General features: G+C 66.9%; 13 protein-coding genes and 1 pseudogene. 8 read left to right on the top strand and 6 right to left on the bottom strand.

Annotated elements, in window-relative coordinates:
• Window positions 1–134: 134 nt before the first annotated feature.
• Entirely contained in the window at window positions 135–974 is an 840-nt protein-coding gene (locus tag ACZ418_RS08770) for a metallophosphoesterase family protein (protein WP_468359113.1), read from the bottom strand.
• A 130-nt stretch (window positions 975–1,104) separates the two neighbouring features.
• Between ACZ418_RS08770 and ACZ418_RS08765 the strand changes: the two genes are divergently transcribed.
• From ACZ418_RS08765 to ACZ418_RS08735, 7 genes and pseudogenes are all read left to right on the top strand, one after another.
• Window positions 1,105–1,479, top strand: coding sequence for a hypothetical protein (locus tag ACZ418_RS08765; RefSeq protein ID WP_468359110.1), 375 nt, complete (start codon window positions 1,105–1,107; stop codon window positions 1,477–1,479).
• Window positions 1,476–3,992 (top strand): aminopeptidase N, encoded by a 2,517-nt coding sequence (gene pepN, locus ACZ418_RS08760; RefSeq protein ID WP_468359107.1) that lies wholly within the window; start codon window positions 1,476–1,478, stop codon window positions 3,990–3,992. Before ACZ418_RS08765 ends, pepN begins: the two co-directional genes overlap by 4 nt.
• On the top strand, window positions 3,989–4,477 hold the full coding sequence (locus ACZ418_RS08755) for an NUDIX hydrolase (RefSeq protein WP_468359104.1): 489 nt from the start codon (window positions 3,989–3,991) through the stop codon (window positions 4,475–4,477). Before pepN ends, ACZ418_RS08755 begins: the two co-directional genes overlap by 4 nt.
• A gap of 75 nt (window positions 4,478–4,552) precedes the next feature.
• Complete coding sequence (locus tag ACZ418_RS08750) at window positions 4,553–5,728, top strand: serine hydrolase domain-containing protein (protein ID WP_468360726.1); 1,176 nt, start codon at window positions 4,553–4,555, stop codon at window positions 5,726–5,728.
• Window positions 5,725–7,398 (top strand): AMP-binding protein, encoded by a 1,674-nt coding sequence (locus ACZ418_RS08745; protein WP_468359101.1) that lies wholly within the window; start codon window positions 5,725–5,727, stop codon window positions 7,396–7,398. Before ACZ418_RS08750 ends, ACZ418_RS08745 begins: the two co-directional genes overlap by 4 nt.
• Window positions 7,395–8,294, top strand: coding sequence for an aminoglycoside phosphotransferase family protein (locus tag ACZ418_RS08740; protein WP_468359098.1), 900 nt, complete (start codon window positions 7,395–7,397; stop codon window positions 8,292–8,294). The genes ACZ418_RS08745 and ACZ418_RS08740 overlap by 4 nt, the downstream gene beginning before the upstream one ends.
• Window positions 8,295–8,479: 185 nt before the next feature.
• Window positions 8,480–8,680 (top strand): annotated as a pseudogene (locus ACZ418_RS08735) (GNAT family N-acetyltransferase); the annotation flags it as partial.
• Between the two features lies 1 nt (window position 8,681).
• Here the strand turns inward: ACZ418_RS08735 and ACZ418_RS08730 are convergent.
• Window positions 8,682–10,385 carry a S9 family peptidase gene (locus tag ACZ418_RS08730; protein WP_468359095.1) on the bottom strand — a complete coding sequence of 568 codons (1,704 nt, stop codon included), beginning with the start codon at window positions 10,383–10,385 and terminating at the stop codon, window positions 8,682–8,684.
• A 326-nt stretch (window positions 10,386–10,711) separates the two neighbouring features.
• Window positions 10,712–10,981, bottom strand: coding sequence for a phosphopantetheine-binding protein (locus ACZ418_RS08725; RefSeq protein WP_388624541.1), 270 nt, complete (start codon window positions 10,979–10,981; stop codon window positions 10,712–10,714).
• Window positions 10,982–11,478: 497 nt separating this feature from the next.
• On the opposite strand from ACZ418_RS08725, the gene ACZ418_RS08720 reads away from it, so the two are divergent.
• Window positions 11,479–12,033, top strand: a complete 555-nt coding sequence (locus ACZ418_RS08720) for a response regulator transcription factor (protein WP_468359092.1) — start codon at window positions 11,479–11,481, stop codon at window positions 12,031–12,033.
• A gap of 104 nt (window positions 12,034–12,137) precedes the next feature.
• Here the strand turns inward: ACZ418_RS08720 and ACZ418_RS08715 are convergent, their stop codons facing one another.
• From ACZ418_RS08715 to ACZ418_RS08705, 3 genes are read right to left on the bottom strand one after another with little or no spacing between them, the layout of a single operon-like run.
• Window positions 12,138–13,136 (bottom strand): biotin synthase BioB, encoded by a 999-nt coding sequence (locus ACZ418_RS08715; protein ID WP_468359089.1) that lies wholly within the window; start codon window positions 13,134–13,136, stop codon window positions 12,138–12,140.
• Between the two features lie 33 nt (window positions 13,137–13,169).
• Complete coding sequence (locus ACZ418_RS08710) at window positions 13,170–14,192, bottom strand: radical SAM protein (RefSeq protein ID WP_388624548.1); 1,023 nt, start codon at window positions 14,190–14,192, stop codon at window positions 13,170–13,172.
• Window positions 14,189–15,154 carry an NAD-dependent epimerase/dehydratase family protein gene (locus ACZ418_RS08705; protein ID WP_468359085.1) on the bottom strand — a complete coding sequence of 322 codons (966 nt, stop codon included), beginning with the start codon at window positions 15,152–15,154 and terminating at the stop codon, window positions 14,189–14,191. Before ACZ418_RS08705 ends, ACZ418_RS08710 begins: the two co-directional genes overlap by 4 nt.
• Between the last annotated feature and the right edge of the window lie 122 nt (window positions 15,155–15,276).

Here is a 15,276-nt window from a genome sequence, read left to right as displayed (position 1 = left end):
TTTGACCAAGACCCTAACGACAGCCGCCAGACGCAACCTGTCGCAGGTTTGGGGGACGTGCAGGGAAACAGGGCGACACGGAAGGTGTCCTGGCCGGAAATCCACCGAACGCTCAGGCGGCGCTGTGTGCCTCGCTAACCGATCCGCCGCAGCAGCGGCGTGGGCGGTCCCGCAGACTGCCACTCCCGCGGGTAGCCCAGGGACACTTCCTCGAAAGGAACCCCGTCATAGACGGTGGAGCGTCTGATGTGCAGATGCCCGTACACCGCCGCCGCGACGTTGAACCGCCGGTGCCAGTCGGCGGTGAGAACGGTTCCGCACCACTGCGCGAACTCCGGGTGGTGCAGCACCTCGGTCGGCTCGCGAACCAGCGGCCAGTGGTTCACCAGCACGAGCGGCACATCGGAACCGCAGGCCGCCAGCCGCCGTTCGGTCAAGGCCACCCGGGCGCGGCACCATGCCTCACGGCTCGGGTAGGGATCGGGGTGGAGGAGGCGCTCATCGGTGCACACGACGCCGGCTTCGTACGCCAGGGCGAGCGACTCCTCCTTGTCATCCGTCCCGGCCACCCGAAAGGTGTAGTCGTACAGCAGCAGCAACGGCGCGATGCGCAGCGCGGTGCTGCCCGCACGCCAGACCGGGTAGCTGTCCTCCGGTGTCAGGACGCCCAACTTCCGGCAGATGTCGACCAGGTGCTCGTAGCGTGCCACGCCACGCAACCGGACCGGGTCCCTGGCCGGCGTCCAGAGCTCGTGGTTCCCCGGGCACCAGATGACCTTTGCGAACCTTTCCCGCAAGAGGCCGAGGGTCCGCTCGACATCCGCGACGGTGTCGGCCACGTCGCCCGCCACGATCAGCCAGTCCGCGGGCGAGCGGGGGTGGATGCGCTCGATCAGCCGCCGGTTCTCCTCGTACCCCACATGCAGGTCGCTGATGGCGTAGAGGCCGCCGACCGATCCCGCGGATGCCTCCACGTCTCAACCTTTCGGGAAAACTCAAGCCGAACCCCTTAATACTTCCACCAGCTCGGGAAATATTCAGGTCCCGTCTTTCAGGGACAACACCCCTACTCCCGCCGTCCCGGTCGCTTGCTATAGTCGCCCGGTGATCGAGCACCCTGCGCACTACCGACGTCACCGGTTCTTCATGATGGCGATCACAGGAGCCGTCGCCGCAACCACTTTGAGCGGTTGCGCCGGAGGGGAATTCAGCAAGGCCGACAAGTCGGCATGCGAGAAATTCATCGCCACATACCGTTCGTACGAGACGGACCGCACCTCGGTGACCAAGGACGGTCTGAACCAGGCTGCGGCAGCCCTGGTCAACACCTCGGACAAAGGGGTCAGCAAGGCTGCGGCGTCATGGCGTGACGTCACATTTCCCGAATCCAGCATCGACCGGTACGCGAAACCGCTCGTCGACGCCTGTGTGCGCGCCGGGGCTTCCGCCACACCGTCACCCGCCGGTACCGGCCAATGACGCAGGTTCGAGACCTGCTGTACACCGAGGCCCGTAGCCGTGCACGGCTGTTGCGGGTGCAGGAGTACGGCATCGACCTGGATCTGAGGTCGAGTGGCGAGACGTTCTCGTCCCGGACCCGCATCTCGTTCACCTGCACGCGGCCCGGTGCCGACTCCTTCGTCGAGTGCTCCGCCGACGTGATCGGAAGAATCCGGTTCAACGGAACGGAACTGAGTCCAGGTCAGGTCTTCACGGAAGGCAGGATCCGGCTCGAGAACCTCGCCGCGGAGAACACCCTCGAGGTGGATGCCGTGTTCTCCTACTCCCACGACGGCCTCGGGCTGCAGCGCCACACGGATCCGGACGACGGCGGGGTCTACGTCTACTCGGATGCGCAGCCCTATGCCGCACACCGTTTCTTCGCCTGCTTCGACCAGCCGGACCTCAAGGCACCGGTCCGCCTCCATGTGACCGCTCCCGACGACTGGACCGTGCTGGGCCAGGCGGCCGGGCGAAAGGTTTCCGAAGGGCGCTGGGAGTTCGCTCGGACACAGCCTTTCTCCACATATTTCACGGCCCTGGCGGCGGGGCACTTCCATGAGGTGAGTGGGGCGAGGAACGGGTTGCCACTGGGAATACACTGCCGCCGGTCCGCGGTGCCGCTCATGGAATCCGAAGCCGCCGACCTCTTCGAAACCACGCGCAAACTTCTCGACCACTTCGAGCGACTCTTCGGTATTCCCTATCCCTTTCCGAAGCTCGACTACGTCTTCGTTCCCGAGTTCAACCACGGCGGAATGGAAAACCCGGCGCTGGTCACCCTCAATGAGAAATACCTGTTGGCCCCGACCGCAAGCGACGACAGGCGGCAGCTCCGCACCGTCATCGTCGCGCACGAGCTGGCTCACATGTGGTTCGGCAACCTGGTGACCCCGCGATGGTGGGACGACCTGTGGCTGAACGAGAGTTGCGCCGAGCTCCTGGCCGTCCTCGCGGTGTCGGAGGCGACCCGCCACGAGACCGGTTGGGCGGCCTTCTGCGCCGGACGCAAGGAGTGGGGACACCGGGCCGATCGGCGGCCGGCCGCGCACCCCGTCGCCTTCGATGTCCTCAGCACGGCCGGGGTCGTCCTGAACCTCGACGCGATCACCTATGCCAAAGGTGCGGGCGTGCTCCAGCAGCTGATGGCCACCGTGGGCCGCGAGAACTTCTTCGACGGCCTCCGGGACCATCTGCGGCAGCGCGCGTACGGCAACGCGACGCTCGACGACCTGATCACGGCGATGGAGCGCGCGTCGGGGCAGAGCCTCGAGAACTGGTCCGAGGAATGGCTCTACTCACCGGGCGTCAACGTGCTGCGCCCGGTGGTGGAGACGACCGACGGCAGGATCGACCGCGTGCTGATCGAGCAGACGGCGCCTGCGGACCGTCCGCTGTTGCGCGCGCACACCGTCGCCGTGGGCCTCTTCGACCGGGACGGGACCCGGCTGGTGCGACGCGACTGCGCTGTCGTCCGGCTCACCGGTCCCCGTACCGAAGTGCCAGAGCTCGCCGGACGGCGCACTCCCGCTCTCCTGCTCCTGAACGACGGCGACCATGCCTGGGCAAGGGTCCGGCTCGACCCCCACTCGCTGACCACCTCGCTCACCTCCCTCGGTCACGTGGCGGATCCACTCGCCAGAGCGGTCGCCTGGCGGACGCTCTGGCACCTGACTCAAGACGCCGAGCTTCCCGTCAGCGACTTCCTGGCCGCTTCCTTGAGCGCCCTCGCGGCGGAGACCGATCCGAACCTCGCACGGCTAGCCGTCGACTGGGTCCGAGCGAGCATCGACATACTCGGCCGGACCGACCTCCGCGCCGCCCGCCAGCGCCTGACCGCGCGCCGTTTCCTGGACGCCGCCCACGGCCGCGAGAGCGCTCTGCGGCCGATCTTCGCGGCGGCGTTCGTCGACTCCGTGGACACCCCCGCAAGCGTGGAGGTGCTGGCGAGCTGGCTGTCCGGGGCCGACGTCCCCTCAGGTGTGCAGCTGGACCGGAAGTTCCGCTGGCGCGCGGTCGGACGGCTTGCGGTACTGGGGCGGTACGGCCGGGACGAGATCCTGGACGAACTCTCGCGGGACCCGACACACACGGGTGAGCTGGCGGCAGCCACGGCGATGACGGCCCGTGCGACGGCCGAGGCCAAGGAACACGCCCTGGACCTGCTGCACAACCCCGGATCCATGCCGCCCGCCCTGCTCGCCGCCCACACGGCCGGTCTGTTCCAAGCGGACCAGCTCGCTCTCTGCGCCCCCTACGTCGAGCCGGCTCTCGCCGCACTCCCCCGGCTGTGGACGGAGTGTGACGCCTGGTCGGCCGCTCGGCTGTCCACCCTGGCATTCCCACGGTTCCACGCGGACGCCGCTACGCTCAGGCTGGTGGACGAGCTCCTGGAGAAGGAGCCGCACCCGGGACTCCGCAGGCTGCTGACCGACTGCCGGTTCGAACTGGCCTGTGCCCACGACACACGATTGGCTGACACCACACCATGAACAGCTCGCAGCGAGAGCACGTGGCAGCGGGCTGGTACCGCTTGGGCGCCACCTGCGTCGTGCTCGACGACCAGGGCCGAGTACTGATCCAGCTGCGGCGCTCCCCCGTGCGGTGGGAGCTGCCCGGTGGGCTCGTCGACCCCGGTGAAGCGCTGTACGAGGCCGCTGCCCGGGAGACCGAGGAGGAGACCGGGGTCACCGTGCAGGTGTCCGGCCTGGCCGGCGTCTACCAGCACCCGAGCCACGGCATCCTCGCGGCTGTGTTCGTCGCCGCGCCCGTGGGAGGCGCCCCGCGACCGAGCGCGGAGGCGAGCGAAGTCCGGTGGGCCGACATCGACACCGCCCGGACTCTGCTGAGCCCGCTGTACCGGCCCCGCCTGGAGGACGCCCTCCGAGCTTCGGGTACCGCTCCGCTCCGGGTGCACGAGGGGAAGGACATCATCGGGGCCTTGCCGGCCACCGTGCCGTCCAGTGACCGCGCCTGACCGGTCGCCGTGCCGTCGTCCGTCTTGGCACGGAGCCAACGCAACAGATCATCCCGGAGGACCCACGTGAATGGAATGTCCGAGCCGCTCGACGCGGTGTTGGACCCAGGCATAGCCGCTGCCGTACCCGAACGGCTTGCGAAGACACGGCAGTTCCTGGAGAAGGACTTCGCAGAGGGCCTTCACCACGGCTTCCAGCTCTACGCCTCGGTGCACGGCAGCCCGGTCGCGGATTTCGCCTACGGCCGCGTACTCGGCAACAAGGTGACCGCGAACAGCCTCCTGCACTGGCTGTGCGCCACCAAGCCGCTGAACTCGGTCGCGATCGCACTCCTGGTCGACGACGGTGCGATCGCCCTGTCCGATCCGGTCACCCGACATGTCCCCGAGTTCGGTGCCGCGGGCAAGGAGGGCGCGCGGATCGGGGATCTGCTCAGCCACACGGTGCCCTACCGGGACGGATCGTCCCAGTTCGTACCTTCGCTGGACTGGCGGGAGAACCTCCGGGCGGCCTGCCTGGCGGAGATCGACGACTCGGTCGGGGTGGGCGCCGTCCGCACCTACAGCACGTGGATCAACGCGCAGGTGCTCGCCGAGGTCATCGCGCGTACCAGTGGGCAGGAGTACCGCGACTTCCTGCGGACCCGGGTGCTCGACCCCTTGGGCATGGACCGCACGTTCGTCGGGATGACGCCGGACGAATACTCCCGGGTCGAGAGCGACCTCGTCGCCATGACCTACGGCGGCACCAGGAAGGCCGGCTCGTCCACCAGCCACGACGGGTTCGTGGCCGGCGATCCCCGGCTGCGGGCGGCCTGCATCCCCGGCATCGGCGGCATGGGCCCCATGCGCGACCTGGCCAAGCTCTATGAGGCTCTGCTCGGCTGCGGCGACGTACCGGACCGGGCCGTATGGGCGCGGGTCTCGGACATCCTCCGGCAGCAGCACCCCATCCCGGAGCCGTCCGAGGACTGGGACAACTGGGCGAGTGGCTGGTCGATCAACAGCATGACCTGGTCGCGGGGCTTTGTGACCGACCGGGACATGTACTGTCCTCAGGCTTCCCGCCAGGTGTTCGGTCAGCCGGGCGAGAGGACGGTGATGGCCTTGGCCGACCCTGCCATCGGGCTGGTGCTGACCTTCTCCTTCAACAGCTACGTCAGCTCCGCGGTGGCGGGCTTCCGGTTGAACCTCCTCTGTCAGGCCGTCTACGAGGACACTGCCGATCTGGGCGGAGGGGAATCGCGGTGACGGCTCTGACGGATCTGGTGCGGCAGCGGGCCCTGACAGACCCCGACGGCCTCGCGGTGGTGGATGTCACCGACGGGAGGAGCCGGACCTGGACCTGGCACGAGCTGGCCGACCAGACCGACCGGGCTGCTTCCGCCCTGCTGCGGCTCGGTGTCCGCCCCGGCGAGCCCGTGATGCTGCAGCTGCCGAACATCGGGGAGCTCGTCGTCCTGTGTCTCGCCATCCTTCGGATCGGCGCTGTGTGTTGCCCGGTGATGCCGATCTTCCGTGAGCGGGAGATGGAGCAGGTGCTGCGGCGTGCCCGCCCCCGGGTGCTGGTCGTTCCGGACGAGTTCCGCGGCCGTGACCACATGGACGAGACCGAGGAGCTGGTCCGGAAACCGGGTCGTGGGGAGCAGGGCCGGGGCGGGTCCCTCGAACACGTCGTGGTCGTAGCTGCTGAAGGCTCCGGGCACCGCGCGCTCCCCGCGCCGGATCAGGGCCCGGCTTGGCACTCACTGACCACGCTGCTGGCGGAGCCGCCGGCCGACGCCTCGATACTCGACGACCGACGGCCCGCGGACGACTGCTTCGCCCAGCTGATGTTCACATCCGGGACGTCGGGAGAACCCAAGGGCGTGCTCCATCGGGCGGACACTCTCAGCCGGGCCGCCGCCGCAACGGCCGCCCGGCTCCGTTTGACCGAGCGCGACCGTGTCCACGTGGCCGCGCCGATGGCCCACCACAGCGGGTTCCTCTACGGAATGTGGCTCTCCTTGCTGCTCGGCACCACCCAGGTGCTGCAGCCCGTATGGGAGGCCCGGACGGCCCTGCGGGCTCTGCGCGAATGGGGCGGGACCTTCATCCAGGCCGCGACACCGTTCCTGATGGATCTGGTCACCGCCGTGGAGCGCGGTGCCGAGCCGGCGAGCGGGTTGCGGATGTTCGTGGTGACCGGGGCAGCGGTCCCACGTGCACTGGCGGAACGGGCCTCGCGGGTCCTTGGCGCCAGTGTGTGCACAGCCTGGGGCAGCACGGAGACCTGCATGGGCACCCTGTCCGCCCCCGACGACGACCCGGCTCTCGTGTGGGGGACCGACGGGCGGCCGCTGGATGGTGTCGAGCTTCGGATTGTCGACGGCCTCGACCGGCAACTTCCCCGGGGCATCGAGGGGAACCTCATCGTCCGCAGTGCCTTCGCGTTCACCGGTTACTTCCAGCGCCCCGAGTGGGACACGGAGATCTTCACCACGGACGGCTGGTACCGCACCGGAGACCTGGCGGTGCTCGAGCCGTCGGGTTACCTCCGGATCACCGGACGTGTGAAGGACGTGATCAACCGCGGGGGTGAGAAGGTCCCGGTCAGCGAGATCGAGCAGGTCCTCTATCGGCACCCCGCGGTCGAGGATGTCGCGGTGGTGGCGATGCCGGATGACAGACTCGGTGAACGAGCCTGCGCGTTCGTCGTCGAGAAGCGGGGCCGGCAGCTGGACTTCCCGGAGATGCAGCGCCATCTGAACGAAGCGGGGGTCGCCAAGCACTACTGGCCCGAACAGCTGCAGTTCATCACGGAGCTGCCGCGGAACGCGGCCGGCAAGGTGCAGAAGTTCGTGCTGCGGGAACGGGCCAGGGGACTGAAACCGCTGACGACTGCCGCAAACGAGCAGCCGAGTCGGAGGGTCATCGCGTGATCAGTCTCCCTGAGGCTTTTGTCCGGAACACCGTCGCCAGGGAGGGCCGGGACGGCTCTCTGTGGGCCCAGCAACTACCGGCGCTCCTGGACCGGTTGCTGGAAACCTGGGGCTGTGTCCCGGCCGGGCCCATGCGCCACGGAATGGTGGCGATCGCGCTGCCCGTGCGCCGGGCCGACGGCACGGACGCCATCCTCAAGGTCTCCTGGCCGCACCCCGGCAACCGCTCCGAGCCCAGCGCGCTGGCCGCCTGGCGAGGACGAGGTGCCGTCCTCCTGTTGGAACGCGACGACGACAACTTCGCCATGCTGATCGAGGCGTTGGAAGAGGACTCGCTGCACGAAGTCGAAGACCCGATCGAAGCATTCACTGAGGCCGGGCTGCTGGCACGGCAGATGGCCGTTGCACCACCGTCGGGACTGCCGAGACTGGAGGCGGTCCTGGCGGGGTGGAGCGCGGAGCTCGCTGCGGAAGCCCGCTCCCTCGGGCAACCGCTGCCCCGTCGGGTCATCGACCATGCGGTCGCGACCGCCCGGGAGTTGAGCACGCGCCAACCGGAGACGATGGTCCACGGCGACCTGCACTTCGGCAATGTGCTGCGCGCACGGCGTCAGCGGTGGCTCGCCATCGATCCCAAGGGCTTCGTCGGCGACCCCGCCTATGACGGCATCGCGCTGATCCGCACCCGGTGGGCGGAGGCTGCTTCGGAGTCCAGCATCCGTCGTGCGTTGATGACCCGGCTCCAAGCCTTCGCCGAGGGTGCCGGGCTCGATCCGGAGAGCGTCCGCCGGTGGACCCAGACCCGCGCGGTGGTCGAGGCGTTCTGGACTCGGCGGCACGCGGAGCCGACAGCCGTCATCGACATCTGCGACCAGATAGCCGTGGCACTGACCTGACTCCTCAGAAGCTCGCGGCACGGGTGGCGGTAGCGGGGCAGCAGCATGACGGTGCCGGCCGCGGCCTTGGGGGGAGGGCCGGCTGCGGCGCGGTCGCGGCCCGGCGTCACGGTCATCCGCGACTACAAGCAGCCGCAGCCGGGCGCCCGACCGCGCCCGGACATGGTCGCCGTCGCCCGTGATCTCGCTTGGCAGGTCACGTGGTCCTCAAGAGCATCACCCCGCGGGCGTCGTCCGCCGAGGTCGGCTACTGGACCGCGGCGCGTGCACGGGGCCGGGGAGGGGCGCCCCGGGGACTGCGGGCGCTGACGGACCGGGCGACCACGCTCCTGCCCGCGGCGCCGCCCGCGTTCCCTCCCGTCGGCCACTCGCACGTCCGGACGCGTGTCAGGGGCGGGTTGGGACAGGGGCCGCCGGACTGCCGATGGGGTGTGGGCACTCCCCTGGCGGGTTCCTCGCCCACCCCTTGTCGTTCCGCGTGTGCTCCTGCAGCCAGTCGACCACGCGGCGCGCGTAGTCGACCTGGTGCGAGAGGCGTCCGTTGTACATGAAGAGGTGATCGGCCTGGGGGTAGCGGACGAACTCCACCTCGCAGCCTTGCCGGACGAGTGCCGTGTACCACTCCTCGGACTGGCCGATCGGGTTGAGCATGTCCTGCTCCCCGTGGACGATCAACGTCGGCGTCCGCACCCGGTCGGCGTAGGTGAGCGGCGAAGACGCGGTGTAACGGGCCGGGACGTCGTACGGACTGCCGCCCATCTGCTCGATCACGAAGCCCGACCCGGTCGAGGATGTGCCGTACAGGCTGAGCCAGTTCGAGACGCACGCCGTGGATACGGCTGCGGCAAAGCGATCGGTGCGCGCGGTGAGCCAGTTGGTCATGAAGCCGCCGTGGCTCGAACCCATGACCGCGATCCGCTCCGGATCGGCGGACCCCTGCTCGACCAGATGATCGATGGCGGCCAGGAAGTCCTCCTCCTCGCTGAACCCGAGACGCGTCATGGCGCTGCGCATGAAGCCCTCGCCGTAACCGTCGCTGCCACGGGGATTCAGCAGGAGGATGGTCCATCCGCGGTCCGCGAGTTCCTGCCGGTACAGGTAGTAGGGGGAGAAGTTGGGCCGCCACGCGTTGTCCGGCCCGCCGTGGATGTCCACCAGCAACGGCGGCGGTGCTCCGTCGGCAGCCGGCACGCCGCGGATGAGATAGCCGTGGAGCACGGTCCCCGAGGGCGAGCGGAAGGCGAAGTCCTCCGCTGCATGGATCTTGTCGGGGTCCTGTCCGGGATTGAGGTCGGTCAGCCGACGGGGCGACATGTCGGCCGGGTCCAGGAGGTGCACGTCGCCCGCGTTCGTCCGGTCGGAGACGGCCAGCGCGAACAACTTCCCGTTCCGCGCCGGGCTGACGGCTGTGACCACTGTGGAGGGCCCGGCGACCAGGGGCTGTGGCACGGTCTCCCCAGCCGGCAGCCGGTACAGCCAGGTGCACCCGCGCTCGCGGGCGCAGAAGACGAGGTCTCCCCGGTCCGTCTGGATGACGGCCCCAGGGCCGCCCGAGGACGGCACGAGGACGCGGCGGTCGAAGCCCGGCAGCAGATCGGTCACGCTCGCATCATCCAGCCCCACCCGGAACAGCGTGGTCAGCCGGTTGGGCCCGGGCCGGTGCTGACCGGCCAGGATGAGTGACCGACCGTCACGGTCCCAGCCGGTCCAACTGACGGTCCCTGCCCAATCGGCGGCCTGGCGGACGCTGTCGTCGGCGAGATCCAGGATGAACGGATGCGTGACCCGGTCGATCTCCCGGCCGTCGTGCATGGCAGAGCTGAAGCAGATCCGCCGGCCGTCGTGTGACCAGGACGGGACCCTCACGTCGAAGTCGCCGCGGGTGAGCTGGCGAACTTCACCTGTCTCGACGTCCACGACATGCAGATGGAGACGGCTGTCGCCGAGCAGGCCGATGCCGTCGGCCTTGAAGGTGAGGCGGCGAATGACGGCCGGCGGGGCGGCACTTCCTGGGACCGGCTGGCGCGGGGCCGTGACGGGGGCGACGAAGGCGATCCGCCGCCCGTCGGGTGACCAGGAGATCTGGCTCACGCCACGGAACCCGGGCAGCAACGCGCGGGCCTGCGCACCGCCTTCCGCCTGAACCCACAGGGGCCCGTCACTTGGATCCTCGGGTTTCGCAAGATACGCGAGTGCCCGCCCGCAGGGCGACCAGCGCGGCGATGCGGCGCCGACCGGGCCCACCTGTTCGGACGCCGCACCGGGCGCCGAAGTGCCTGTGACACGGATGGACGAGACCCAGCGGTCCCTTGCCGGAGCCGGCTCCTTGAGGGTGAAGGCGACCCGAGCACCATCCGGGCTCAACTCGACGTCGCCGAGCAGCCGATAGCCGGTCACATCCCATGACATGGGTCTCGTCACTCCTCGTCCGACCAGTCGGGCGCCGAGTTCAAGGCAGCGGCGAGCGCCTTCGGAGTCGACTGCGAAAAGATCTCGAGGAGGCTGACGTCCTTGTTGAGCCTCTTGCGGATCCTGGCCCGGATGCGCACCGCCTTCAGTGAAGTCCCGCCGTTCGGCTCGAAGTGGCTCGACGCGTCGAGCGAATCATCTTGCAGCACCTCACGCCAGATCGCCACCAGCTCCGTCACCGCAGCCGAGGACGATCCGCTCCTACTGTCGTTGTTCACGGGCACACCCAACTGAATACCGGCCTGCACGCCCGATGGCGGCAGTCGCTCCCACTAAAAATAGCCCGCATGCCTGGCGACGGAACAAGAGAGACCGTGCCGGAAATATCAGCACCATGAATAGGGCGAGAGGCAGCGGATGACACAGACAAGCACAATAATTCACCAACAGCAAGCTCATATTTCACAAGACGCCATAACCGCCAGATCGGACACACATGGTCAAAGCTCCAACGAGACACCCCTTACAGGGAGGAGGTCATCCCCCTCGGCACCGTTGCACGGTCCCAGGTAAACAATATTTTACCTTCGCTGAAGGTCTTCGTCGCTATGCTCGAGGACGATCAGTCGCCGGCCGATGCCGAGGACCAGACCGGTCCTGGCACAATCCACACATCGACCGTGCGACTTCACTTCACCAAAATCATCACACAACGGGGGATTCGTTGCTCAGAGTAGGGATTTTCGACCGATCACCCATATTCACCACCGGCCTCATGACCGTGCTCACCAGTAACGGTCTGAAGCCGACGGTCAAGGAGTCATCGGCGGAAGACATGGATTGGCGAGCCGATGTGTTCGTCGTCGATCCGGAAGCGGTCCAAGAGGTGCCGCTGCCCGAGTTCATCACAGAGGCCGCACGGATTGCGCCGGTGGTCATGCTCCTCCAGAACCTCAAGGACACGTCGTTCGAACAATACTCCCGATACGGAGTGCAGGGTGTCGTTCACCGTCAAATCCCGCCCAATACCCTGGTAAAGGCGATCTGTACCGTGGCTTCCGGCGGGCAGTTCTGGGGCGAGGCCGGTGAGACACCGGGGCCACCCCAGGCCCCCGCCAACGAACGCGCTCCGATCTCCCCGCGGGAAAGGCAGGTGCTGTTGTACATCTCCCGCGGGCTGACGCACTCCCAGATCGCCCGGGAACTCGGCATCAGTTCACATACCGTGGACACGTACGTGAAGCGCATTCGTCAGAAGCTCGATCTGGGAAACAAGGCCGAACTGACACGGGCGGCCTTGTCGATTTCCCACCAAGCGAGCAGCGTATGACGACGGCCCTCTGACCGGGCACCCCTCGCGGCAGTCGTCCCATGGGCGGTCCTACGGGACCGCCCATTTTTCCGGTCGCCCTCGATGATCCGGACCACCTTCGATCACCGGAACACCGGGAGCGCCTGGGATCCGACGAAGACGGACGGGCCGGCCGTCAGACCCAGGTCATCGAGCAGCCGGGTGCCGTAGTCCCTGCGTACCACGAAACGGTTCTTTCCGTAGATGAGATAACGCTCACTATTACGCTCGCCCGTGAAGTTGATCGTCAGGACATTGGCCCCTGCCTCGAACCCGCGGCGCTGACCCCCCTCTTTGTTCTTCGCCAGCGCACTGACCGAGGGCACGAGCCACTCGGGATTGAACAGCCGCGTTGCCGCTATCGCATTGAGCGTGGTGTCCACATCTCCTGGCGGGACATGTGACATCGGGGTGTTCGGCGCAGGAACGAACGGAGAGAAGCTGCACATGTGTGCACCCATCTCATAGGCCAGAATGATGTCGTTGGCGATTGACTCAAGGCTGTCACCCGGCAGGCCGACGATTCCGCCAGTTCCTACCTTGAAGCCGAGCTCGACAAGGTCCGACATGCACTTCAGGCGACTTACCAGGGACTCGTGCCGCATACGCGCATTGAGCTCCGGATCGCTCGTCTCGTGCTTGAGGATGTAGCTGTCGGCACCCTGTTCCCGAAGGTATTCCAGCTCACTCCTCGTCTTGTTCCCCAGATTGAGCAGGATCTCCACGTCGTCGCTGTAGAGAGCCCGGATCCTGGGGATCGCCTCGCCCACCATCTTCGTCGTCTGAGGGACCTCTCCCGCCTGAAAGAAGACGACATTGATGCCGCTCTCCTTGATGGATTGCGCAGCTTCGACCAGATCGTCGCTCTCGGCCAGGAACCGGTCGTTCATACGCGTGTTCTCGCGGCGCATGGGGCAGAACTCGCAGTTCACCCGGCAGGCGTTGCCGATCTCAGTCACGCCCCGCACGACGACCCTGTTCCCGAACACGCTCTCCCGGGCCTTCCGAGCCTGTTCGAACAGCTGCTCCTGCTCTTTCCCCCGAAGCTTCAGCATCTCTATGAGGTCACGCTGATCAAGCATGGCTTTCCGTCCTTCCGTTCGTTTCACCGGGTCTCAACGAACCTCGTAGCCCTCGAAGAGCTGCCGGTCGAGCAGTGAGGTCAGCACCGGCGGAGCGGCGTTCGGGTTCTCGGCCGCCGCGAAGTCCCAGAAGATCTGGCGCAGCTTCTCGTCGCTGAACTCCTCCTGTTCACGCGCCAATTGCTCCTGTCCCGCGGCCCAGATCCGGGAAACGGACGCGTCCTTGGTGTTTCCGAGCGGATGCGCACTGTACAGACGGCTCATCGTGACGTCCCCCGTGGCCGAGATCGCGACGCTGGTGTCCTTCACCAAGTAGGGGAACATCACGACGTCCTGATGCTCGGTCGGTTCGACGCCGGGCACGAGGTAAGGAGCGTTGAGATTGAGGTCGAAGTCGATCGACGGGACTCGCCGGCGAAACTCCTCGACCCTCTCGTGGATGGCCATGGTCTCCGCTTCGGTCAGCAGCAGCCCGTTGCGCCCTCCGCGTCCATGGGAACGGACGAGGATGAGATCCTGGCGGCGGAAACCGTGGCGCCGGAGGTAGTCGGCCAGCGCGAAGACGTTGTGCTGATTGGTCTTCATCACCGTGGTCAGCACCTTGAAGCTCTCGACCCGGTCGCGCAGGTAGATCGAGTTCTCGATCACCTGGTCGAAACGGTCTGTCAGCCGCACCGCGGCAAAGGTCTCCCTGGTTCCGTCCATGCTGACCCTGATGGACGAGATGCCGCTGTCGATGATGCGGTCCATCTGGTCGCGGGTCAGATTGGCCGCGTTGGTGATCAGCGTGACGGTCGAGTGCTCGAGCCGGGGGACGACGTCCAGGAGATCCCAGAACCCCTTCCGGATGGTCGGCTCGCCGCCGGTCAGCGTGATCTCGAAGGTCTTCATCCGGTCGAGATCGAGAATGACCTCCTGAAGCTGCTCGATGGACAGCATGCGACGCCGAATGTGCACCGGGATCTCGCCGGTGTTGGTGCGGCAGTGAATGCAGCGAAGGTCACAGGCATAGGTGACATCCAGGCTGGCCCGCACCGGAGCATAGTAACCGCTCATGACACAAATTCCCTCTCTGAATGCCGCAGCGAAACCTCATCGCGGAGCCGGTCCTGCCACCACTTGTACGTCAGGCCGATTCCTTCGCGCAGGCCGACACGGGTGCGCTCGGCACCGAGCAGCCTGCGCGCGAGCGTGACGTCGGCGCGGAATTCCTGGATTTCGTTCTGTCTCTCCGGCATCTGCTGGACAACCGCACCCTGATGCAGTTCCAGCAGAATTTGCGCCACATCCCGGACCGAATGCGACTCACCGCTGCCCAGATTGAGTGTCGGAACCGAGCGCACCGAGGCGAGTCGGGCCAGCCGCGGGATGAGATCGGAGATGTAAGTGAAGTCCCTGCGCTGGTCTCCGCTTCCCTCCAGGAGCAGCCGGCCGTCCTCCAGAGCGCTCTTGCAGAAGGACGGGACGAGTGCGTCCGGGCGTTCCCTGGGACCGTAGACGTTGAAGAAGCGGACGAGAGTGATGTCGACCCCGACGTCCGCTGCCTGCTGATAAGCCCGTGCAATCATCTCCAGCGCGACCTTCGTCGCCGCGTACGGGGAGCGCGGCGCAAGCGGCGCCCCCTCCTCGGAGGGCAGCGCGGTGGCCTGGCCGTAGACCTCGCACGTACTCGCGATGATCACACGAGGTGTCCCCGCCTCAGCGACCAGGCGAAGCAGATGGCTCACCGATTCGACGTTTTCCAGATACTCGATCGGCTGGCTGAAGGATTCAGGCACGCTCTTGTGCGATGCCAGGTGGTAGACGACGTCGACGCCGTCCAGGTCCTCTGGCTCCATGTCCAGGACGGACTTTTCCTTGAACGATCCCCGGACGGATACGAGGGGCTTTGCCCGGAGATCGTCGACAGTAACCACCTGGACATTCTGGGCCTCCCACCAATCGGCCAGATGACTGCCTATGAATCCGGCACCACCTGTCGTGAGAACCCGGCTGACCACCGGTGACTCGAACGGCATCTGAGTTGATTCCCAACTGGGTTCGCCGACGGTTTACGACGGCGTCGGAAAAGAATTCACCTGATCGGGCGGATACCCTGGCACAGGCGAAAACATCATGGCAAGAGAAATACATGGAGAGC

The sequence above is a fragment of the Streptomyces sp. NPDC030820 genome (assembly GCF_055572075.1).
This window is presented reverse-complemented; position numbering and strand designations above follow the sequence as displayed.